Annotated in this window: 21 protein-coding genes; 11 read left to right on the forward strand and 10 right to left on the reverse strand. The window is 71.8% G+C overall.

Features of this window, described 5'->3' with window-relative positions:
• Positions 1-121: 121 nt before the first annotated feature.
• Together ABD285_RS09295 and ABD285_RS09300 are read left to right on the forward strand one after the other, a co-directional pair.
• Positions 122-490: a YciI family protein gene (locus ABD285_RS09295; RefSeq protein WP_284252717.1), complete on the forward strand. Its 369-nt coding sequence runs from the start codon at positions 122-124 to the stop codon at positions 488-490.
• Positions 487-1,719 (forward strand): RNA polymerase sigma factor, encoded by a 1,233-nt coding sequence (locus ABD285_RS09300; RefSeq protein WP_284252715.1) that lies wholly within the window; start codon positions 487-489, stop codon positions 1,717-1,719. Before ABD285_RS09295 ends, ABD285_RS09300 begins: the two co-directional genes overlap by 4 nt.
• A 19-nt stretch (positions 1,720-1,738) precedes the next feature.
• Here ABD285_RS09300 and ABD285_RS09305 read toward each other — a convergent pair whose 3' ends face one another.
• A complete protein-coding gene (locus ABD285_RS09305) occupies positions 1,739-3,442 on the reverse strand; it encodes an AMP-binding protein (RefSeq protein WP_344202477.1) in 1,704 nt (567 codons plus the stop codon).
• 111 nt (positions 3,443-3,553) lie between these two features.
• On the opposite strand from ABD285_RS09305, the gene ABD285_RS09310 reads away from it, so the two are divergent.
• Complete coding sequence (locus tag ABD285_RS09310; RefSeq protein WP_284252713.1) at positions 3,554-4,948, forward strand: APC family permease; 1,395 nt, start codon at positions 3,554-3,556, stop codon at positions 4,946-4,948.
• On the opposite strand, the gene fdxA is transcribed toward ABD285_RS09310, so the two are convergent.
• On the reverse strand, positions 4,881-5,279 hold the full coding sequence (gene fdxA, locus ABD285_RS09315; RefSeq protein WP_284252711.1) for a ferredoxin: 399 nt from the start codon (positions 5,277-5,279) through the stop codon (positions 4,881-4,883). The two genes, ABD285_RS09310 and fdxA, sit on opposite strands and share 68 nt — an antisense overlap.
• 66 nt (positions 5,280-5,345) lie before the next feature.
• Between fdxA and ABD285_RS09320 the strand changes: the two genes are divergently transcribed.
• Positions 5,346-5,786: a hypothetical protein gene (locus tag ABD285_RS09320; protein WP_284252709.1), complete on the forward strand. Its 441-nt coding sequence runs from the start codon at positions 5,346-5,348 to the stop codon at positions 5,784-5,786.
• On the opposite strand, the gene ABD285_RS09325 is transcribed toward ABD285_RS09320, so the two are convergent.
• Together ABD285_RS09325 and ABD285_RS09330 are read right to left on the reverse strand one after the other, a co-directional pair.
• Positions 5,783-6,415, reverse strand: a complete 633-nt coding sequence (locus tag ABD285_RS09325) for a helix-turn-helix transcriptional regulator (protein ID WP_284252707.1) — start codon at positions 6,413-6,415, stop codon at positions 5,783-5,785. The two genes, ABD285_RS09320 and ABD285_RS09325, sit on opposite strands and share 4 nt — an antisense overlap.
• Positions 6,412-6,888: a group III truncated hemoglobin gene (locus tag ABD285_RS09330; protein WP_344202145.1), complete on the reverse strand. Its 477-nt coding sequence runs from the start codon at positions 6,886-6,888 to the stop codon at positions 6,412-6,414. The genes ABD285_RS09325 and ABD285_RS09330 overlap by 4 nt, the downstream gene beginning before the upstream one ends.
• A gap of 43 nt (positions 6,889-6,931) precedes the next feature.
• On the opposite strand from ABD285_RS09330, the gene ABD285_RS09335 reads away from it, so the two are divergent.
• The gene (locus ABD285_RS09335) at positions 6,932-7,306 is read left to right on the forward strand and encodes a cupin domain-containing protein (protein ID WP_284252703.1); all 375 of its coding nucleotides are present in this window, start codon (positions 6,932-6,934) and stop codon (positions 7,304-7,306) included.
• On the opposite strand, the gene ABD285_RS09340 is transcribed toward ABD285_RS09335, so the two are convergent.
• Positions 7,287-7,817, reverse strand: coding sequence for a septum formation family protein (locus tag ABD285_RS09340; protein WP_284252702.1), 531 nt, complete (start codon positions 7,815-7,817; stop codon positions 7,287-7,289). The two genes, ABD285_RS09335 and ABD285_RS09340, sit on opposite strands and share 20 nt — an antisense overlap.
• A 23-nt stretch (positions 7,818-7,840) precedes the next feature.
• Positions 7,841-8,653: an inositol monophosphatase family protein gene (locus ABD285_RS09345; RefSeq protein ID WP_284252700.1), complete on the reverse strand. Its 813-nt coding sequence runs from the start codon at positions 8,651-8,653 to the stop codon at positions 7,841-7,843.
• A gap of 38 nt (positions 8,654-8,691) precedes the next feature.
• Here ABD285_RS09345 and rlmC point away from each other — a divergent pair, with 38 nt between their 5' ends.
• Entirely contained in the window at positions 8,692-9,801 is a 1,110-nt protein-coding gene (gene rlmC, locus ABD285_RS09350; RefSeq protein ID WP_284252697.1) for a 23S rRNA (uracil(747)-C(5))-methyltransferase RlmC, read from the forward strand.
• Here rlmC and rsgA read toward each other — a convergent pair.
• Both rsgA and aroA read right to left on the reverse strand, forming a co-directional pair.
• Complete coding sequence (gene rsgA, locus ABD285_RS09355; RefSeq protein ID WP_344202150.1) at positions 9,791-10,816, reverse strand: ribosome small subunit-dependent GTPase A; 1,026 nt, start codon at positions 10,814-10,816, stop codon at positions 9,791-9,793. The genes rlmC and rsgA overlap by 11 nt on opposite strands.
• A 21-nt stretch (positions 10,817-10,837) precedes the next feature.
• Entirely contained in the window at positions 10,838-12,235 is a 1,398-nt protein-coding gene (gene aroA, locus ABD285_RS09360; protein ID WP_344202153.1) for a 3-phosphoshikimate 1-carboxyvinyltransferase, read from the reverse strand.
• Between the two features lie 115 nt (positions 12,236-12,350).
• On the opposite strand from aroA, the gene ABD285_RS09365 reads away from it, so the two are divergent.
• Both ABD285_RS09365 and ABD285_RS09370 read left to right on the forward strand, forming a co-directional pair.
• Complete coding sequence (locus ABD285_RS09365) at positions 12,351-13,052, forward strand: sigma-70 family RNA polymerase sigma factor (RefSeq protein ID WP_344202156.1); 702 nt, start codon at positions 12,351-12,353, stop codon at positions 13,050-13,052.
• Positions 13,049-13,279, forward strand: coding sequence for an anti-sigma factor family protein (locus ABD285_RS09370; RefSeq protein ID WP_284252692.1), 231 nt, complete (start codon positions 13,049-13,051; stop codon positions 13,277-13,279). The genes ABD285_RS09365 and ABD285_RS09370 overlap by 4 nt, the downstream gene beginning before the upstream one ends.
• 4 nt (positions 13,280-13,283) lie before the next feature.
• Here the strand turns inward: ABD285_RS09370 and ABD285_RS09375 are convergent, their stop codons facing one another.
• Entirely contained in the window at positions 13,284-17,063 is a 3,780-nt protein-coding gene (locus ABD285_RS09375) for a multifunctional oxoglutarate decarboxylase/oxoglutarate dehydrogenase thiamine pyrophosphate-binding subunit/dihydrolipoyllysine-residue succinyltransferase subunit (RefSeq protein ID WP_284252690.1), read from the reverse strand.
• A 124-nt stretch (positions 17,064-17,187) separates the two neighbouring features.
• Between ABD285_RS09375 and guaB1 the strand changes: the two genes are divergently transcribed.
• On the forward strand, positions 17,188-18,621 hold the full coding sequence (gene guaB1 / locus ABD285_RS09380; RefSeq protein ID WP_344202160.1) for a GMP reductase: 1,434 nt from the start codon (positions 17,188-17,190) through the stop codon (positions 18,619-18,621).
• On the opposite strand, the gene ABD285_RS09385 is transcribed toward guaB1, so the two are convergent.
• Positions 18,585-19,205, reverse strand: a complete 621-nt coding sequence (locus ABD285_RS09385; protein WP_284252688.1) for a TetR/AcrR family transcriptional regulator — start codon at positions 19,203-19,205, stop codon at positions 18,585-18,587. The genes guaB1 and ABD285_RS09385 overlap by 37 nt on opposite strands.
• 73 nt (positions 19,206-19,278) lie before the next feature.
• Here ABD285_RS09385 and ABD285_RS09390 point away from each other — a divergent pair, with 73 nt between their 5' ends.
• Both ABD285_RS09390 and ABD285_RS09395 read left to right on the forward strand, forming a co-directional pair.
• Positions 19,279-19,992, forward strand: coding sequence for an SDR family oxidoreductase (locus tag ABD285_RS09390; protein WP_284252686.1), 714 nt, complete (start codon positions 19,279-19,281; stop codon positions 19,990-19,992).
• Positions 19,993-20,060: 68 nt separating this feature from the next.
• On the forward strand, positions 20,061-20,558 hold the full coding sequence (locus tag ABD285_RS09395; protein ID WP_344202164.1) for an ArsR/SmtB family transcription factor: 498 nt from the start codon (positions 20,061-20,063) through the stop codon (positions 20,556-20,558).
• The last annotated feature ends 34 nt before the right edge of the window (positions 20,559-20,592 follow it).

The following is a 20,592-nucleotide window of genomic DNA, read 5'->3' on the forward strand; positions in this document are numbered from 1 at the left end:
GAAGCCGAAGCCGCCCCCTGGGCGGCTTCGTGCTTTCCGCCGGGTGTCGAGAATCGGCGCTCGGCTCCGACCTGTCGGCGACCGCCGCGATCGCGGGGCGGAACTGACGAAGGGAACCATCATGAAGTACGTCATCCTCATGCAGGTCGATCCGGATGTGCTCGCCGCGCTGAGCGAGGAGCAGTCGGCCGCGATCGGCGAGGGCCACCAGCGGTTCATGGCCGCGATCACCGAGTCGGGCGAGTTCCTGAGCACCAACGCGCTCGGCGACCCGAGCCAGTCGACGGTCGTCCGGGGCACGGGCGGCGCGCCGGAGGTGGTCGACGGCCCGTTCGCCGAGTCGAAGGAGTTCATGGGCGGCTACTACCTCGTCGACGTCGAGTCGAAGGAGCGCGCCGTCGAGCTCGCACTGCAGATCCCCGACGCGGGCATCGCCGGGCTCGCCCTGGAGATCCGTCCCGTCATGTTCTCCGCCGGGGCGGACATGTGACACCCGAGCCGCTCGAGGACCTGCTGCGCTCGCTTGCGCCGCAGGTCCTCGCCGCTCTGCTCCGCCGCTACGGCGCGAGTCAGTTCGACATCTGCGAGGACGCGGTGCAGGAGTCCCTCATCGCGGCGGTGCAGCAGTGGCCGGCGTCCGGGCGGCCGTCCGATCCGCGGGCGTGGCTCGTCACGGCCGCCCGGCGCCGTCTGATCGATCAGATCCGCAGCGAGAGCAGCCGCCGGGAGCGGGAGCGCAGCGAGGCGGGCCTGCTCCACCCGCTCGCCGACGCACCGGTCTCGCATGCCGACGACAGCGTGCAGGTGCTGCAGCTGTGCTGCCACCCGGCGCTCACCGTGTCCGCACAGATCACGCTGACCTTGCGCGCGGTGGCCGGCCTCACAACGGCGCAGATCGCCCACGCCTACCTCCTGCCGGAGGCCACGGTCGCGCAGCGGATCAGCCGCGCGAAGGCCCGCATCCGTGAGCTCGGCGCGGCGTTCCCGGCGCCTTTCGGAGCGAATGACCGGCTCGAGGCCGTGCTCGCCGTGGTCTACGTGATGTTCACGGAGGGCCACACGGTCACGGCCGGCGACAGCATTCATGACGTCGACCTCACCGACGAAGCCATCCACCTCGCGCGCATGCTTCACGCGGCGGTCCCAGAGAACGGCGAGGTCTCCGGGATGCTCGCCCTCCTGCTGCTCACCGACGCGCGCCGGCCGGCGCGGACCACGTCGGCCGGACGTCTGGTCCCTCTGGACGAGCAGAACCGGTCCCTCTGGGATCGGCGGCTCATCGACGAGGGCGTCGCGCTGCTCGAGGAGACGCTCCCGGGCGGTGGAGCGGGACCGTACGCGCTGCAGGCGGCGATCGCCGCGCTCCACGACGAGGCGCCGAGCACCGAGGCCACCGACTGGGAGCAGATCCTCGTCCTGTACCGGCTGCTGGAGCGGCGGACGAACAATCCCGTCGTCACCCTCAACGCTGCCGTGGCCGAGGCGATGGTGCACGGACCGGATGCCGGCCTCGCGAGCGTCGACCGCCTCCTCGCGAGCGGCCGCCCCGTGGATGCGCAGCGCGCGGCGGCGGTGCGGGCTCATCTGCTCGAGCGGAACGGCCACGACGGCGAGGCGATCGCCGAGTACCGCGCCGCCGCGCGCGGGACGCGCTCGACGCCGGAGCGCGACTATCTCGACGCCCGCATCCGCCGGCTGGAGCACGACCAGCGCTCCTGATCGCCGTCAGTCGTCGTCGCTACCCGGTCGGCGACAGGGATCGCACCAGCAGGTACTTCTGCACCTTCCCGGTCGTCGTCACCGGCAGTGAGGCGGCATCCGTGACGGTGATGCCGCGCGGCACCTTGAACCGCGCGAGGTGCCCGCGGAGCTCGCGCAGCAGCTCGTGCTCGTCGAGCTCGGCGTCCTCGGTCGGCACCACCCAGGCCCAGCCGACCTCGCCGAAGCGTTCATCCGGGATGCCCGCCACGAACGCCTGGCTGACCCCGGCCATGCCGGTGAGGGCCTGCTCCACCTCGAGCGGAGCCACGAGCTCGCCGCCGACCTTGAACAGCTCGCTGCTGCGGCCGTCGAGTCGCAGGTAGCCGCGCTCGTCGATGTGACCGAGGTCGCCGGTGCGCAGCCAGCCGTCCGCGTCGACGGAGTACGCGGTGCGCTCCGGATCGCCGTAGTAGCCGCGCGTGACCTGCGGGCCGCGCACGGAGAGCTCCCCGGTCTCGCCGGCCGGCAGCACCTCGCCGCTGAACGGATCGACCGTGCGGTACTCGGCCAGACGACCGTCGGGCAGGTCCGATCCCTCCGTCGCGATGCCGCCGAGCTTCGTGGTGCCGACCGCTGCCGAGACGGTCGCGATGTCGTCGCCCGGGAGCGTCAGGGCGGTCGCCGCCGAGACCTCGGTCTGCCCGTACCCCGTGAAGACCATGCGCGGGGCGAGATCGGACAGCACGCGCTCCCACAGCCAGACCGGCGCGGGGGCCGCCGCCGAGAACACCGACTCGAGGCTGCTGAGGTCGTGCGGATCCTTCACGGCGTGGTCCACGACGGCGACCGTCATCGTGGGCACGAACAGCACCTCGTTGATGCGCTCGCGCTCGATGACCTCGAGCACGGTCTTGGGGTTGAACACGCGCAGCGGAGCGATCGCCCCGGCGACGAACAGCACCGAGAGCATGCCCTCGACGTATCCGAACACGTGGTAGAGCGGCAGCGCGAAGCTGATCCGCCAGCCGTCGGCGAACGCGCGGTGGTAGGCGGAGCCGTAGGCGCTGCGCAGCACCATGTCGTGCGTGAGCTCGGCGCCGAGGGCGTGGCCCGTCGTGCCGGACGTGAAGACGATGTCGCACACGTCATCCGGATCGATCTCGGCGAGCCGGCGATCCACCTCGTCGCGCGCGATGCCGCCGTCGCCGAGCCGGCCGAGGTCGAGAGCGTCTCGGCCCGGGTGGGCCCGCACCAGGACGACGTGCCGGACGTCGGGGATCGTGGTCGAGGCGACCCCGGACTCCCATCCGGGTGCGAGCCGGTCGAAGGCGTCGAGGAAGTCGGTCGCGGCGGAGGCGTCCACGGCGATCACGATCGACGCACCGCTCTGGCGGAGCCGCTCGCCGATCTCGTCGGCCTTGTACGAGTAGTTGAGGGGTACCGCGACGGCGCCCGCCCGGGCGATGCCGAACTTGATCTCCGGGTACTCGATGCGGTTGTCGACGAGCAGCGCGACCCGGTCGCCGCGCCGCAGCCCGAGCGACAGCAGGCCGGCGGCCACGATGCGGGAGCGCTCGGCGACCTCGCGGTAGGTGAGGGAGCGGTCGCCCACGACGATGTACGGCCGGTCGGGGTGGCGATCGGCCACGTGGTCGAGCTGCCCGGCGAGCGTCCGCGGGGTCCACGGGGCGTTGCGGGCATCCAGGGCGGACCGACGGGCCTCGATCTCGGATTCGGTCATCGCATCCACGGATCGGACGCTACCCCGCCGCCGGGAAAGCCGCTATATACCAACGGTGTACCAATGCTGTACCTTGACGGCACCACATTGGTTCTCTCGAAAGGCCGCACCGTGACCGTCACCGCCGACGCCCCGATCCGCCTCAGCCGCAAGCTCAATACGGGCCGCATCCTCGTGTTCGGCCTGGCCTACATGCTGCCCCTGGCCGTGTTCACGAGCTTCGGCTATGCGACCGCCGCGACCAACGGCCATCTCGCCGGCTCGTACATCGTGACGACGATCGCGATGCTCGCGACGGCGTCGAGCTACGCCCAGCTCGTGCGCGCCTATCCGGTCGCCGGATCCGCCTACACCTACACGCGCGGTGCGTTCGGCTCGCACCTCGGGTTCCTCGTCGGATGGGCGCTGCTGCTCGACTATCTGCTGCTGCCGATGCTGAGCTACATCCTGATCGGGCAGTACCTCTCCGCCGTGGTGCCGGCCGTGCCCCAGTGGGCATGGATCGTCGGATCGATCGTGGTGGTCACGGTGCTCAACCTGATCGGCATCACCATCGTCACGAGCGTGAACCTCGCCCTCGTCGGCGCGCAGATCCTGTTCGTCGCCGTGTTCGTCATCGCCGGGCTCGCGTCGTACGCGGGAGACCAGCGGGGCGCGGGGCTGCTCGACCCGTTCTGGTCGGCGACGGCGGACGTGCCGCACCTCGCGGCCGGCGCCGCGATCCTCGCACTGGCCTTCCTCGGATTCGACGCGGTGTCGACCCTGAGCGAGGAGGCCAAGGAGCCCAAGCGCTCGATCCCGCGCGCGATCATCCTGACGACGCTCATCGGCGGTCTGATCTTCACGCTCGCCGCCTGGGTGGCCGGCCTGGTCTTCCCCGACTACAAGCACCTGAGCGATGACACCGCCTCGATCGACCTCATGGTGCGGGTCGGCGGCGCCGTGCTCTCCGGTCTGTTCACGGCCGCGTTCGTGGCCGGCAGCTTCGCATCGGCCATGGCGTCGCAGGCGAGCGTCGCGCGCATCCTCTACGCGATGGGACGCGACCGGATGCTGCCGCGCACGGTGTTCGCCCGCGTCTCGGCGCGTTTCCGCACGCCGTGGATCACGATCCTGATCCTCGCGGCCCTCGGACTGCTCGCGCTCGTCGTGCCGCTGGACTGGGTGTTCCAGATGATCAACTTCGGTGCCCTCATGGCGTTCTCGTTCGTGAACCTGAGCGTGATCAAGCACTTCCTGATCGACCGTCGGCAGCGGGGAGGCCGGGCGATCTGGCTGTTCCTGGTGCTGCCGATCATCGGATTCGCGATGACCGCGTGGCTGTGGACCAGCCTGGCGCCGCTCGCCTTCTGGATCGGCATCCCGTGGGTCGTCGTCGGCCTGATCTATCTGCTCGGCCTCACGCGGTTCTTCACCCGCCGGCCGCCGACGATGGATTTCAGCGAGGAGGATCCTGCCCTGGCACCGGAGGAGGAGCCGGCGAGGACTCCGGCGCCGCTGGGGTGATCGGGCGCCCCGCGACCAGCGGCGCGTCGACGCCGAGGGGGCCGACCTTCGACGCCCCGCCCGGGGAGCCGAGCGCGGTCTCCTGTCCCGGCAGGACATCCGTGAAGAAGACGGCGTTGTCGACCCGGTAGTCGGCCCAGCGATCCGGGAGGTCGTCCTCGTAGAAGATCGCCTCGACCGGGCAGACGGGCTCGCAGGCGCCGCAGTCGATGCACTCGTCGGGATGGATGTAGAGCGACCGGCCGCCCTCGTAGATGCAGTCGACCGGGCATTCGTCGACGCAGGCGCGATCCATGACATCGACGCAGGGTTCCGCGATCACGTAGGTCATGCCGCCCGCCTTTCGGTGATAAAAATGACTGTAGCCGTTTTTATCCAGAGGACGTGACGTATGGGTGTGGCCGGGGCGATCCAGGTCGCGGTGGTCTTCGGCTGGCTCGGGATGGTGCTCGCGATCTCATTCCTGGAGGCGCCGCTGAAGTTCCGGGCGCCCGGCATCACGACCGAGCTGGGGGTCGGGATCGGCCGCCTGGTCTTCCGTGTGCTCAACCTCGTGGAGGCGGTGCTCGCGCTCGCGGTGCTCGTGACGAGCGTCGTGCCCTGGCCGCCGGCGGCGTGGCCTCGGCTCGTGCTGGCCGTCGCCGCGGCGGTCATCCTGGTCGTCCAGGCCGGCGTGCTGCGGCGGCGCATGGATGCCAGGGTGCTGGGCGGACGGATCTCCGACGGCCGGCCCCGGCATCGTCTTCACCTCGGGTACATCGCACTCGAAGGCGCCAAGGTGATCGTGCTGCTCGCGCTCGGCGTGATCGCGTTGGGGGCGCCGGCCACGCCCGCCTAACCGGCCGCGGCCGGCCCGACCGTGATCAGGCAGAGCTGCGGCTCGACGAAGGGCAGCAGCCGCGCGTCGCGCGTCGTGCCCTCCATGAGCCGGTCGATGAGGCCGCGGTGCACCGCGCAGACCACGTCGGGATGATCGCGAGCGGCCTCCCGGAACGGACACGACGGCAGCCGGATGACGGGGTCGACGGCGGCATCCGGTTCGGGATCGAAGCCGAGACGGTCGAGCACCTCCACCAGGCCCGGCACCGGGTCGTCGGGGCGCGGCGGGTCGAACGCGGTCGCCCAGCGCCGCCCGGCGCGCAGCGACTCCTCGTCGGCCTGGTCGCCGAGCGCCCCCGAGAGCACCCGGATGAGCTGCTCGCGGGCATCCCGATCGCGCGGCGCGCCGGCGGGCGCATACAGCATCCGGGGGCGGCCCCGGCGGCCCTCGACGCTCGACCGGCGCCGGGCGAGGCCGGCATCCACGAGCTGGTCGAGATGGAACCGCGTCGTCGTCAGATGCAGCCCCACCCGCTCGGAGACAGCCGCGGCATCCAGGGGATCGGCCGAGGCGAGCAGCACGTCGAGCACGGAGCGCCGCGAGGGCGACGCCATTGCGGCGTGGTAGCTGTCGCTCCGGCCGGTCATCCGGTCGAACCTAACACCGCGGATCCGCCCGCCGGCTCTGCTCTGCTCGGCACCGGTTCGGTCCGGGCGTCACGGCGGGAGAGCGCCTCATACGCGCTGCCGGAACGGCCCGCGAGCCGACGCTGCATCGAGCCGGCGATGCGCTCCGCCTGCAGGAGCGCCCGGTCGGCGACGGGCCCGCGGAAGCGCGCATCGACCGCCGCCGACCACAGCGCGAGCCAGCGGCCGAAGTGCGTCGCCGTCAGGGGGGACAGGGCGTTGAGGTCGACGTGCGCCTGGAGCGCGTTGCGACGGTACGCGCCCGTGCCGAACAGCACCGTCTCCCAGAAGTCGCACATGATCGGGAGGTGGCGCTCGAGGTCCATCCGGGCGATCTCGGTGAAGATCGGGCCGATGAGCGCGTCGGCGAACGCGGTCCGGTAGAAGCCGGAGACCAGCTCCTCGACGTCCGATCGATCCGCGAGGTCGCGCACACCGTCAGCGTACCGATAAAAAGCACGGTGCTAGGTTTTATTCGTGATCTCGCTGGCCGCGTTCCCCATCCACGAGCTGATCGTCGCGGATCAGGCGACGCTGCGACGCGCCCTGCCGATCGACGCCGGCGGCGTGCGCTCCCGGCGGCTGTTCAAGAGCGACGACGTCGCGATCGTCGGCGTCGCGATGGACACCGGCGCCGTCATGCGCGACCACTCGGCGCAGGCGCCCCTCCTCATCCACGTGATCGAGGGCCGCGGGGCGGTGCAGGTCCGCGGCACGCGGGTGGAGCTGCCCGCCGGCGGGCTCCTGCACGTCGAGAGCGGACTGCGCCACGGCGTGGAGGCGTTCGAGCCGATGCGCTTCCTGCTGCTGCTCCTGCTCGGCTCCGCCGGCGTCAGCGCGCGGCGTTCTTGAGCGTGCCGGTCGTCGTGATCGGCTTGCCGGCGCCGTCGACCTGGTAGATCGTGCACATGACCTCGCGGTCGCCGGTCGACCAGCTGTCGGCGGTCGGGAAGTAGTAGGAGTACGGCAGCGTCGAATCGGCGCTCGCGATGCCCACGAAATTCGCGAACGCCGTACCGGAGCAGCCGGCGTCGGCCTCGCTCTTCACCTTGTCCTCGCCGGGGTACCCGGCGTCGGTGAGCAGGAACCGCGCATACGCCTCGGAGTCGTGCGGACCGTCGCACGGCACGATCGGGGCGGTCGTCGTCGTGCCCTGGATGTCGGCGTCGTCGAGGCAGTCGCCCACCTTGATGGCGAAGGCGCTCGCCTTGCCGCCGCTCGGCGTCGAGGTGGCGGTGGGGGTGTGGGTCGGACCGGCGGTCGCCGTGCAGCCGGCGAGGGCGATCCCGAGCGCCGCGACCGCGAGAGACGCCGCCAGCAGGGCGGCGCGCCGTCCCGCGCGCAGGGGCGGTCGCCGCATCATGCGCCGAGCATACTGGGGGTTCCTCACGGCGCGATGAGGCGCAGCACTGCGGCGTGCAGCAGACCATTGCTCACCAGGAGACTGCCGTCCGTGAGCACGTCGTCGCCTCCCGACGCTGTCGTCGCCGTGCCGCCCGCCTCGCGCAGGATCGGCACGAGTGCCGCCGTGTCCCAGGGCTTCAGGTCGAACTCGCCCGCGACATCCACCGCCCCCTCGGCCACCAGCAGATACGACCACAGGTCGCCGTAGGCGCGGGTGCGGCCGACGGCCCGGCCGAGCGCGACGAGCTGGTCGAGCCGGCCCGCCTCGTCCCACCCCTTGAGGCTGTTGTACGACAGGGATGCCTCCGCCAGGGCGTCGATCCCGCTCACCCGGATGCGCCGCGGCTCGCCCTTCGCCTCCCGCACCCACGCGCCGTGGCCGCTCGCCGCCCACCAGCGCCGCTCGAGGGCGGGGGCGCTCGCGACGCCGAGCATCGGCACGCCGTCGACCACGAGCGCCAGCAGCAGGCCCCAGTCGGGCACGCCGCGCACGAAGTTGGAGGTGCCGTCGATCGGGTCGACGATCCACTGCCGGCGGGGAGCGCCGGGCGCGCTGTCGCCGCCGAGCTCCTCTCCGAGGATCGCGTCGTCGGGCCGCGCGGCCGCGAGTCGTTCACGCACGAGCCGCTCGATCCGGCGGTCGGCGTCGGTCACCTGGGTGCGGTCGGGTTTGAACCGGACGTCGAGGTCCTGGGCGCGATACCGGTCGATCGCGATGAGGTCGGCGTCGGCGGCGATCGCGAGCGCGAGCGCCAGGTCGTCGGCCAGATTCGGTCCGGCGGCGGAATCGGTCACCCGGCCACGCTAGCGGGCCGCCGTTATCGTCGTCTTTCGTGCAGTGCGACTACTTCGACGCGGGGGTGTGCCGCTCCTGCACCCTCATGGGCGTGCCGTACCCGCAGCAGCTCGCCGCGAAGGACGCGGGGGTGCGCGAGCTGCTCGCCGCGTGGCCGTCGATCGCCTGGGCGGCGCCGCACGCCGGCGCCGAGTCGGGGTTCCGCAACAAGGCCAAGATGGTCGTCGGCGGCACGACGACCGCGCCGACCCTCGGGATCCTCGACGAGCACCGCCACGGCGTCGACCTGCGTGCGTGCGGCATCTGCGCCCCGGAGCTGCACGCGGCGTTCCCGGTGCTGGCCGACTTCATCGGGCTGGCCGGCATCCCGCCGTACGACGTGCCGACCCGGCGCGGCGAGCTCAAGCACGTGCAGGTGACCGTCTCGCCCGACGGGCGGCTCATGGTGCGCTTCGTCCTGCGATCCACCGAGGCGCTCGCCCGCATCCGCAAGCACCTGCCGTGGCTGCGGGAGGCGCTCCCGCAGGCGGACGTGATCTCGGTGAACCTGTTGCCGCAGCATGCGGCGCTCGCCGAGGGCTCCGAGGAGATCGTGCTCACCGAGGTCGGAGCCCTGGCGATGCGGATGGATGCCGGCACGCTGCTGCTGCCGCCCGGCGGCTTCTTCCAGACCAACACGGCGATCGCGCAGGCGCTGTACGACCAGGCACGCGCCTGGGCGGACGGGATCGCGCCGTCGTCGGTCTGGGACCTCTACTGCGGCGTCGGCGGCTTCGCACTGCACCTCGCCGCCCCGGGGCGCCGGGTGACGGGCGTCGAGGTCTCCGAGCCCGCGATCGCCGGCGCGCGTGCGGCGGGCGTGCCGGACACCGGGTTCGTCGTCGCCGATGCGACGGACTGGGCCCAGCGGCAAGGCGATCGGCCGGATCTCGTCGTCGTGAACCCGCCCCGCCGCGGCCTGGGGGAGCGGCTCGACGCCTGGCTCGAGGCGTCGGGTGCGCCGGCGATCGTCTACTCCAGCTGCAACGCCGTCACGCTCGCGCGCGACCTCGCGGCGCTGCCGTCGTACCGACCGGTCGCCGGGCGGGTGTTCGACATGTTCCCGCAGACGGCGCACGCCGAGACGATGGTGCTGCTCAGGCGGTGACGGAGGCCAGCAGCCGCCGGAAGTCGTCGACGCGGTCCGCGCGCAGCCGCCCGTCGGCGACCGCCTCGTCGAGGGCGCAGTCCGGGGCATCCTCCCGGTGCGTGCAGCCGCGCGGGCACTCCGCCGTGACCGCCGCGAGGTCGGTGAAGGCGCGCAGCACGTTGGCGATGTCGACGTGCCCGAGGCCGAAGGAGCGCACGCCGGGCGTGTCGATGATCCAGCCGCCCGTCGGCACCCGCAGCGACACCGTCGACGACGAGGTGTGCCGCCCCCGCCCGGTGACCGCGTTGACGACGCCGACCGCGCGATCCGTGCCGGGCACGAGCGCGTTGACGAGGGTCGACTTGCCGACGCCGGAGTGGCCGACGGCGACCGTCGTGTGCCCGGCGAGCACGGGCGCGAGCGCGTCGATCGGCCACGCGCCCGGCGCGCTGCGGAGCACCGGCACGTCGAGCGCCGCGAAGTTGGCCAGGAAGGGGCCGGGGTCTGCGAGGTCCGTCTTCGTGACGACGATGAGGGGGGCGATGCCCGCGTCGTATGCGGCGACGAGGTAGCGGTCGACGAGCCGGGCGCGCGGCTCCGGGTCGGCCGCCGCGATGACGATCATGAGCTGATCGGCGTTGGCGACGATCACCCGCTCCACCGTGTCGGTGTCGTCGGCGCTGCGGCGCAGCAACGTCGTGCGGGGCTGGATGCGGACGATCCGCGCCAGCGTCCCCTCGTCACCCGAGGTGTCGCCGACGACATCGACGCGGTCGCCCGTGACGATCGCGTCGTTGCGCAGCTCGCGCGCGCGGGTCGTCGTGAGCACGTGCTCGGCCGGGGTGTCCTCGCCGACCATCACGGTGTAGCGGCCGCGGTCCACGGAGAGCACGCGGCCGTCGACCGCGTCCTCGTGCTCGGGGCGTGTCTTGGTGCGCGGGCGGCTGCCCTTCGGGTTCGGCCGGATGCGCACGTCCGACTCGTCGTAGCCGAACTCGTCGTCGTCCTCGTCGTCGTCGCTGAGCCAGCTCATGGGCGTCTCATCGTCCGGGGCTCACACGCCGGGCCAGATCAGCGGGTCGATGCCGGATGCCGGTCGCAGCATCCGGCGCCAGAGCTCCGGGAACTCGGGCAGCGTCTTCGCGGTCGCGCCGATGTCGTCGATCTCGACGCCCGGCACGGCGAGGCCGACGAGCGCGCCCGTGGTCGCCATGCGGTGGTCCTCGTGGCTGCGCCACGCGCCGCCGTGGAGCGGGGCGGGCTCGATCGCGAGGCCGTCGTCGAGCTCCGTGACGGACGCGCCCAGCGCGCCGAGCTCGGAGGCGAGCGCCGCGAGCCGGTCGGTCTCATGCCCGCGCAGGTGCGCGATCCCGGTGATCCGGCCCGGCCCCGTCGCGAGCGCCGCGAGGCCCGCGAAGGTGGGGGCGAGCTCGCCGCCCTCCGACAGGTCGAGGTCGACGCCTGGGATCGCGGGGCCGCCCGTGACGGTGACCGCGTCGCCGTGGCGGGTCACGGTCGCGCCGTAGCGGGGGAGCAGCTCGAGCAGCGCATCGCCGACCTGCGTGGTCGAGGCCGGCCATCCGGTCACCGTCACGCTGCCGCCCGCGACGATCGCGGCGGCGAGGAAGGGGGCGGCGTTCGAGAGGTCCGGCTCGATCGTCACGTCGAGCGCGCGGATCGGGGCCGGCGGCACCACCCAGACGCCGGGCTCCGGCGACTCGACGACGACGCCGCGCGCCGCGAGGGTCGCGATCGTCATCTGGATGTGCGGCATGCTCGGCAGCCGCTCGCCGGTGTGCCGCAGGGTGAGGCCGCGCACGAACCGCGGGGCGGCCAGCAGCAGCCCCGACACGAACTGACTCGAGGCCGAGGCGTCGATCGCGACCTCGCCGCCCTCGACCTCGCCCGTGCCGTGCACGGTGAAGGGGAGCGAGCCCCGGCCGTCGTCGGCGACGTCGACGCCGAGGTCGCGCAGCGCCTGGATCGTCGCGCGCATCGGGCGTCGACGGGCCGCGGGGTCGCCGTCCAGCGCGACCGGGCCGAGCGCGAGCGCCGCGACCGGCGGGATGAACCGCATGACCGTGCCGGCCAGACCCGCGTCGATCGAGATCCCGCCGCCGAGCTCGCCGGGCGCGATGCGCAGGTCGGCTCCGAATGCGCCGTCGCCCTGCTGCTCGTGGATGCCGGCCCCGAGCGAGCGCAGCGCCTCGACCATGAGCGCGGTGTCGCGGGAGTGCAGGGGGCGGCGCAGCACCGACGGCGCGTCCGCCAGCGCCGCGAGCACGAGCTCCCGGTTGGTGAGGCTCTTGGAGCCCGGCAGGCTCAGCCGCGCGGCCAGCGGACCAACGGCCGTCGGCGCGCTCCACGTGCCCGGCCCGGTCTTCTCGGTCTCCCGCGCGCGCACGCCGTCGAGAGGAAGCTCCTCGCGGTCGGAATACCTCATCAGGCCCATCGGTTGTCCACAGTAACGTCCGGGGATCGCCCGGTGGAGACGAGAGGAGCGGCGCCCCGTGCCCACGAGCGTGCTCGAACGTCCCTCCACCGCCTCCGGCATAGACTTCCAGGCGATGAGCGACGAGCCGAAGGACACGTCCGAGAACGACCTCACCGTGGTCGAATCCGAGCTCGACGCCGTCGACGACCTCGATCGCCGCCGCGGACGTCGTCGGTCGGATCTGCCGCCCGAGCAGCTGCGAGCGCTCTTCGAGGAGCAGGCGATCCCTTTCATGGATCAGCTGTACGCGGCTGCGATGCGCATGACCCGCAACCCCACGGATGCCGGCGACCTCGTGCAGGAGACCTACGTCAAGGCGTACGCGGCCTTCGGGCAGTTCGAGCAGGGCACGAACCTCAAGGCCTGGATGTACCGCATCCTGACCAACACGTTCATCAACGGGTATCGCAAGAATCAGCGCAACCCGTACCAGAACGCGATCGACGACCTCGAGGACTGGCAGCTCGGGTCCGCGGAGTCGATCACGCAGGGTCGGTCGACCCGCTCCGCCGAGGCCGAGGCGATCGATCACCTGCCGGACAGCGACGTGAAGGACGCGCTGCAGTCCATCCCGGAGGACTTCCGGCTGGCGGTGTACCTCGCGGATGTCGAGGGCTTCGCCTACCAGGAGATCGCCGACATCATGAAGACCCCCGTCGGTACCGTGATGAGTCGGCTGCATCGTGGCCGCCGGCTCCTGCGGGAGCGCCTCGCCGACTATGCACGGGACCGTGGGTTCACGGTGCCCGAACCCGCCACCAGGAGCAAGAGATGACCGACTGCGGCTGTGAGAAGGCCAAGGCAGAACTGGAGGAGTACCTGCACTCGGAGCTGAGCGAGCAGGACTTCCAGGACGTGACCGACCACCTCGAGAACTGCGAGGACTGCTCGGCCGAGCACCTCGTCGGGCTCACGCTGACCCTCAAGATGCGCTCCGCCTGCCAGGAGACGGCCCCCGAGGAGCTCAAGGCCGCGGTGCTCGCGGCGATCAGCACCCGCTAGCGGCTCAGAGGCTCGTCGCCGTCGCGAGCAGCTCGCCGAGCTCCGCGGCGCTGCGCTTGCTCGACCCGGCCGCCGTCGCCGCCGACGCCGCCCGGGCGACGACCCGGAGCGGACGGTCCAGGTGCGGCACGAGCTGCTGCGCGATGAACGGCCAGGCGCCCTGGTTCTCCGGCTCCTCCTGCACCCAGAGCACCTCGGCATCCGGGTACCCGGCGAGCACCGCGGCCAGCTGATCGACGGGCGCGGGCGCGAGCTGCTCGAGGCGCACGAGCGCCACCCGCTGCTCGCTCGACTTCTCGAGCTCGGCCAGCAGGTCGTAGTGCAGCTTCCCGGAGTGCAGCACGACGCGCTTGATCCCGCTCCTGTCGGCGACGCGCGCGTCGTCGAGCACGGGCTCGAAGCGTCCGCTCGTGAACGCCGCGACATCGCTCGTCGCACCGCGCAGACGCAGCATCGACTTCGGCGTGAAGACGACGAGCGGGCGGCGCGGCCGGGCGTACGCCTGACGGCGCAGCAGGTGGAAGTACGACGCCGGCGTCGACGGCCGGGCGATCGTCATGTTGTCCTCGGCGGCGAGCTGCAGGTAGCGCTCGATGCGTGCCGACGAGTGGTCGGGGCCCTGGCCCTCGTTGCCGTGCGGCAGCAGCAGCACGACCGACGAGCGCTGGCCCCACTTCTGCTCCGCGCTCGAGACGAAGGTGTCGATGATGGTCTGCGCACCGTCGGCGAAGTCGCCGTACTGGGCCTCCCACAGCACGAGCGCGTCGGCCCGCTCGACCGAGTAGCCGTACTCGAAGCCCATCGCGCCGTACTCGCTCAGCAGCGAGTCGTAGATCCACAGGCGGGCCTGGTGGTCGGACAGGTTCGCCAGCGGCAGCCACTCCTGACCGTTGATGCGGTCGTGCAGCACCGCGTGGCGCTGCACGAATGTGCCGCGCCGGGTGTCCTGACCGGCGAAACGCACCGGCGTGCCCTCGAGCAGCACGGAGCCGAGCGCGAGCAGCTCGCCGAAGGCCCAGTCGATCGAGCCGCCGCGGCTCATGTCGACCCGCTTCTGCAGCAGCTGCTTGAGCTTCGGGTGGACGCTGAAGCCCTCCGGCACGTTCGCGAACGCGTCGCCGATCATCCGGATGACCTGGTCGGCCACCCCGGTCGTCGCCGGCTCGCCCGCGGAGTCGTCCTGCTGCGAGGCCGGGCGCTCGATGTCGGTCGTCGAGCCGCCGTCGGCGGAGACGACCGGGATCGCGCCGGTCTGCGCCGCGTGCGTCTCGGCGAAGGCGCGCTCCAGCCGCTCCTGGAAGTCCTGGTGCGCCTGGTCCGCCTCCTCCTGCGTGATGTCGCCGCGACCGACGAGCGCCTCCATGTAGAGGGTGCGGGTGGAGCGCTTGGCCTCGATGAGGTTGTACATGAGCGGCTGCGTCATCGACGGGTCGTCGCCCTCGTTGTGCCCGCGACGGCGGTAGCAGATGAGGTCGACGACGACGTCGCGGTGGAAGCGCTCGCGGTACTCGATGGCCAGCTCGCACACGCGCACGACGGCCTCCGGGTCGTCGCCGTTCACGTGGAAGACGGGAGCCTGGATGACCTTGGCGACATCGGTCGAGTACACCGAGGTGCGTCCGTCGCCGGGCTGCGTCGTGAAGCCCACCTGGTTGTTGATGTTCAGGTGCACCGTGCCGCCCGTGCGGTACGCCCGCAGCTGCGACATCTGGAACACCTCGTAGACGATGCCCTGGCCGGCCATCGCCGCGTCGCCGTGCACCATGATCGGCAGCACGTTGAAGGACCCGATGGGATGCCGGTCCTGCTTGGCGCGGACGATGCCCTCCATGACCGGGTCGACGGTCTCGAGGTGCGACGGGTTGGCCGCGATGTACACCGGGATCTGGGCCCCGTCGAGCGCCGTGAAGGTGCCCTCGGTGCCGAGGTGGTACTTCACGTCGCCGGAGCCCTGGACCGTCTTCGGGTCCTGCGTGCCCTCGAACTCGCGGAACACCTGGCCGTAGGTCTTGCCGGCGATGTTCGTCAGCGTGTTCAGGCGACCGCGGTGCGCCATCCCGATCACCGACTCGATGAGGCCCGCATGCGCCGCCGCCTGCAGCGTGGCGTCGAGCGCCGCGATGAACGACTCGCCGCCTTCGAGGCTGAACCGCTTCTGTCCGACGTACTTGGTCTGCAGGAAGGTCTCGAACGCCTCGGCCTCGTTGAGCTTGCCGAGGATGCGCAGCTGCTCCTCCTTGGTCGGCTTCTCGTACTTCTGCTCGAGGCGCTCCTGGAACCAGCGGCGCTGCTCCGGATCCTCGATGTGCATGTACTCGACGCCCACGGTGCGGCAGTACGCGTCGCGCAGCACGCCGAGGATGTCGCGCAGCAGCATCGAGCGCTTGCCCGCGAAGCCCCCGACGACGAACTCGCGGTCGAGGTCCCAGAACGTCAGTCCGTGGCTGGTGATCTCGAGGTCCGGATGCGTGCGCTGCCGGTACTCCAGCGGATCGATGTCGGCCATGAGGTGGCCGCGCTCGCGGAACGCGCCGATGAGCTCCTGCACCCGCGCGGTCTTGTCGACCCGCTCCGAGAGGTCGACGTTGATGTCCTCGGCCCAGTGGATCGGGTCGTAGGGGATCCGCAGCGCCGAGAAGATGTCCTCGTAGAAGCCGCGCTCGCCGATGAGCAGCTCGTGCACCTTCTTGAGGAACTCGCCCGACCCGGCGCCCTGGATGACGCGGTGGTCGTACGTGCTCGTGAGCGTGATCGTCTTGCCGATGCCGAGCTCGACGAGCGTCTTGGGCGAGGAGCCCTGGAAGGCGGCCGGATACTCGAGGGCGCCGGCGCCGATGATGCAGCCCTGGCCCTTCATGAGGCGCGGCACCGAGTGCTCCGTGCCGATGCCGCCCGGGTTGGTGAGCGAGATCGTGACGCCCTGGAAGTCGGCCGCCGTCAGCTTGTTCTGCCGGGCGCGCGCCACGACGTCCTCGTAGGCGGTGAGGAACTCGTTGAACGCCATCGTGTCGGTGCGCTTGATGCCCGGCACGAGCAGCGAGCGGCTGCCGTCGGGCTTCGGGAGGTCGATCGCGATGCCGAGGTTGATGTGCGCCGGCACGACGACGCTGGGCTTGCCATCGACCTCGTCGTAGTAGACGTTCTGGCTCGGGAACTCGCGCAGCGTCTTCACCATCGCCCACGCGATGAGGTGCGTGAACGACACCTTGCCGCCGCGGGCGCGCCGCAGGTGGTTGTTGATGACGATCCGGTTGTCGATCATCAGCTTGGCCGGGATCGTGCGCACGCTCGTCGCGGTCGGCACGGTGAGGCTGATGTCCATGTTGGCGGCGATGGACTTGGCCACGCCGCGCAGCGGGGTCACCGTGTCCTGATCGGCCGTCGTCTCGTCGGTGATGACCGGGGTCGCGCCGGTCTGCGGCGCGTCGGCCGGGATCGGCTGCGGGCGCGCCGGCGCCGAGGTGGTGCGGGCGACGGGCGACGCCGGGGTCGCCGCGGATGCGGGCGCCTCCGTCGGTGCCGGTGCTGCGGGTGCCGCCGCCTCCGGTGCGGGCTCCGCCTCCGGTGCGGGAGCCTCCGGCCCTGCCGCCGGCGGGAGGGTGATCGACTGCGTGGGCGTCGGGTCGACCGGGTGGTACGACTCGAGCACGGGCCACCAGCTCTTGTCGACGGAGTTCCGGTCCTTCAGGTAGCGCTCGTAGAGCTCATCGACGAGCCACTCATTGGCTCCGAAGTCCCCGGAATTGCCGTCCTCGGACTCGACTCCCGTCACGGGCGTGGACACGGCTGACCGCCTACTTTCTGCGTCGACAAACGTGTACGAGTTTAACCATCCCGGCGGGATCCCGCCGTCGCCCGAGTGGGGCACGCCCCGGAAGTTCCTGAGTTCTTCCGGATACCGTGGAGGCATGCGATTCCTGGGTGAGCGACCGCCGCACGACCTCACCTACTCCGACGTCTTCCTCGTGCCCACCCGATCGGGCGTCTCGAGCCGCCTCGACGTCGACCTGTCGACCGGCGACGGCACCGGTGCCACCATCCCGATCGTGGCCGCCAACATGAACTCGGTCACCGGGCCGCGGCTCGCCGCGACCCTCGCCCGCCGCGGCGGTCTGGGCGTGCTGCCGCAGGATCTGCCGCTGCAGGAGCTGGATGCCGCGATCCGCTGGGTCAAGGAGCAGCCGGTCCACTGGGACACCCCGCTCACCCTCCCGCCGTCGGCGACCGTCGCCGACGCCCTGGCCCTGCTGCCCGCCGCCGAGGGACACGGCATCGTGCTGCGCGAGGACGAGGTGGAGTACGGCGCGGTCCCCGCCACCCGGCTGGCGACGGCGCTGCCGGATGCCCGGCTCGGCGACCTGGTGCACGGCGCGATCCCGGAACTCGACGACGAGGACGTGGACCCCCGATCCGCCTTCGACCGGATGTCGGCCGCAGGCATCGATTTCGCGCTCGTCGAGCGGCACGGCCGCATCGTCGGCACGACGAGCCCCCGCAGCGCACTGCGCGGCACGCTCTACCACCCTGCTCTCGACGCCCGCAGCCGGCTGCGGGTCGCGGCGGCCGTCGGCATCAACGGCGATGTCGCGAGCAAGGCCAAGGCGCTCGCCGACGCGGGTGTCGACGTGCTCGTCGTCGACACCGCGCACGGGCATCAGGAGGGCATGCTGCGCGCGCTCGACGCGGTGAGCGGCCTCGGCCTCGGCATCCCGATCGTGGCCGGCAACGTGGTCACCGCCGACGGCGTGCGCGACCTCGTCGGGGCGGGTGCGACGATCCTGAAGGTCGGGGTCGGTCCGGGCGCCATGTGCACGACGCGCATGATGACCGCCGTGGGACGTCCGCAGTTCTCCGCGGTGCTGGAGACCGCGCAGGCCGCCCGCGAGCTCGGCGCGCACGTCTGGGCGGACGGCGGTGTGCGCTACCCGCGCGACGTCGCGCTCGCGCTCGCCGCCGGCGCCGCCTCGGTCATGATCGGGTCCTGGTTCGCGGGCACCATCGAGGCGCCGGGCCGGCTCGAGACCGCGCCGGATGGGCGCCTGTACAAGCAGAGCTGGGGGATGGCATCCACGAAGGCCGTCCACGATCGCTTCGGACGTCTCGATCCCTACGAGCTGGCTCGCAAGGAGCTCTTCGCGGAGGGCATCTCGAGCTCCAAGATCTACCTCGACCCGCTGCGCCCCTCGCTCGAGGACCTGCTCGACATGATCACCTCGGGGGTGCGCAGTTCGTTCACCTACGCGGGGGCGACCGACCTCGAGACGTTCCACGAGCGCGCGACCGTGGGTCTCCAGAGCGCGGCGGGCTACGAGGAGGGCAAGCCGCTCCCCGTCGGGTGGTGACCCGGAGGCCGCAGACCGTCGAGGAAGATGCGCGTCCGGCGCTCGTAGTCCGCGGGCGTAGGCAGCGGCAGGCGACGCAGGGCGAGGCCGTTGCCGACGTCGGCATGGTACAGGTCCGGCGTCGTGAAGTCGGCGCGGAGCACACCGGCATCCCGTGCTCGGCGGATGAGACCGTCGCTCGTACGACTCGCCCGCTCGGCGAGGCCGCGGAGCGCGGCTGAGTCGAGCCGGCTGGCCAGGAGGGCGTCGACGGCGGCCGGCTCGCGGTAGTGCAGGTCGCGGCGGTCGCGGATGTATCCGGCCAGCGCCTCCCACGGGTCGGCGGTGCGCTCGGCGACCTCGGCGATCCGGTCCATCTCGGCGCCGACGAGTTCGCCGATCACGGCGTCGACGAGCCCCTGGCGACCTCCGAACCGGTGGTAGATGGTGCCCTTCGCGACCCCGGCGGCCGCCGCGATCTGCTCGAGCGGCGTGTCGAGACCGCGGCCGTGGAACGCCTCGATCGCGGCCCGCCGGATCAGCTCCTCGTTGCGCAGCGCGTCGGCGCGGCGGGGCGGGGAGGCGGGCGCCGGTGACGAGGACACACCGGCACGATACCAACTTGACGACACCGTCAAATTGATCCTAGGGTCAAGTTAACGTCTCGAAGGAGCAGCAATGGCTTCATCCATCGTCATCCTGGGTGCCGGACCCGGTCTCGGCCGCTCCGTCGCGGCCCGCTTCACCCGTGAGGGGTACGCGGCGGTGCTGGTCGGCCGTCGCGCGGAGAACCTCGCCCGGATCGCCGCCGACCTGCCCGGTCGCGCGGTGACATTGACCGCGGATCTCGGCGACACCGGTGCCCTGCCCGACCTGATCGGCCGCATCCGCGACGAGGTCGGCGATCCGGATGTGCTGTACTTCGCGTCCCAGCCGGGCGGCACCAACGCCGGCTTCACCCCCGCCGCCGATCTGACACCGGATGCCTTCCCGAGCTACCTGGCGCTGGCGCTGTACACCCCGGTCGCGATGGTGCATGCGTTCCTGCCCGCCATGCTGGAGCGCGGCGCGGGAGCAGTGTTGGTGGCACAGGGGATGGCCGCCGTCCGGGGTCTGCCGGGGATGAGCGGGCCGGGCCCCGTGCTCGCCGCGCAGCGCAACTACCTCCAGTCGCTGGAGGCCGAGGTCGGCCCGCGCGGCGTCTTCGTGGGGCGGCTCTACATCGGAGCGGCGATCGAGGGGACGCCCTTCCACGCCTCCCGTGCCGAGGCGAGAGCGGCCGGCCGCCCGGTGGCTCCCTTCCCGGATGCCGATCCTGTGCTCCTCGCGGACATGCTGTGGACGATGCGCGAGGAGGGCGTTCACGAGCGCCTGTACCCCGCGGGCGCCTGACGCGCGATCGTCCACCACTCCGGCGGGCGGGCGACGAGCGTTGCGCCGCTGCGCCTAGCGTGGCGCGGATGCACATGTTCGCGATGCTGGCCGATCCCGTTCGCCGGCTGCTGTTCGAGACGCTCGCCACCGGCGAGCACGCCGTGGCCGAGCTCACCGACATGGCGATGCACGACTTCGGCATCGGCCGCACGGCCGTGTCGCACCACCTGCGCACCCTCCGGGACGAGCATCTCGTCATCACCCGCCAGGAGGGGGGATCCCGGATGTACCGGCTCCATCCCGGCGCCATGGACCGCCTCGAGCGCGAGATCGATGCGCTGCGCGAGCGCTGGGAGCACCACTACGGCTGGCCGTACCTCGTCGACGCGCCGCCCGCACGGCGGCCGCACCGCATCGACTCCGCTGCGCGCCGCAGCCGCGGGCCCCGACCCTCGTGGCCATGGCCGGAACGCAACGCAGAGGAGCCCTGGCTCGACGACACGGTTGAGGATGAGGGCGACGGCGACCATCGCTGGGTCGCCGAGGGAGGCCGTCCCCGCGACGATCCGTTCCGGCTCGACTGAGCTCCACCCGCCGGAGCGCCCTGGATCGGCGTGT

The organism is Pseudolysinimonas kribbensis, from assembly GCF_039531715.1.
GTDB lineage: Bacteria > Actinomycetota > Actinomycetes > Actinomycetales > Microbacteriaceae > Pseudolysinimonas > Pseudolysinimonas kribbensis.

Coding starts and splice junctions, on each gene's coding strand:
- ABD285_RS09295 (WP_284252717.1), top strand. CDS start 122: ATGAAGTACGTCATCCTCATGCAGGTCGATCCGGATGTGCTCGCCGCG.
- ABD285_RS09305 (WP_344202477.1), bottom strand. CDS start 3,442: ATGACCGAATCCGAGATCGAGGCCCGTCGGTCCGCCCTGGATGCCCGC.
- fdxA (WP_284252711.1), bottom strand. CDS start 5,279: ATGACCTACGTGATCGCGGAACCCTGCGTCGATGTCATGGATCGCGCC.
- ABD285_RS09325 (WP_284252707.1), bottom strand. CDS start 6,415: ATGACCGGCCGGAGCGACAGCTACCACGCCGCAATGGCGTCGCCCTCG.
- ABD285_RS09340 (WP_284252702.1), bottom strand. CDS start 7,817: ATGATGCGGCGACCGCCCCTGCGCGCGGGACGGCGCGCCGCCCTGCTG.
- rsgA (WP_344202150.1), bottom strand. CDS start 10,816: ATGAGCTGGCTCAGCGACGACGACGAGGACGACGACGAGTTCGGCTAC.
- aroA (WP_344202153.1), bottom strand. CDS start 12,235: ATGGGCCTGATGAGGTATTCCGACCGCGAGGAGCTTCCTCTCGACGGC.
- ABD285_RS09365 (WP_344202156.1), top strand. CDS start 12,351: ATGAGCGACGAGCCGAAGGACACGTCCGAGAACGACCTCACCGTGGTC.
- ABD285_RS09370 (WP_284252692.1), top strand. CDS start 13,049: ATGACCGACTGCGGCTGTGAGAAGGCCAAGGCAGAACTGGAGGAGTAC.
- guaB1 (WP_344202160.1), top strand. CDS start 17,188: ATGCGATTCCTGGGTGAGCGACCGCCGCACGACCTCACCTACTCCGAC.
- ABD285_RS09390 (WP_284252686.1), top strand. CDS start 19,279: ATGGCTTCATCCATCGTCATCCTGGGTGCCGGACCCGGTCTCGGCCGC.
- ABD285_RS09395 (WP_344202164.1), top strand. CDS start 20,061: ATGCACATGTTCGCGATGCTGGCCGATCCCGTTCGCCGGCTGCTGTTC.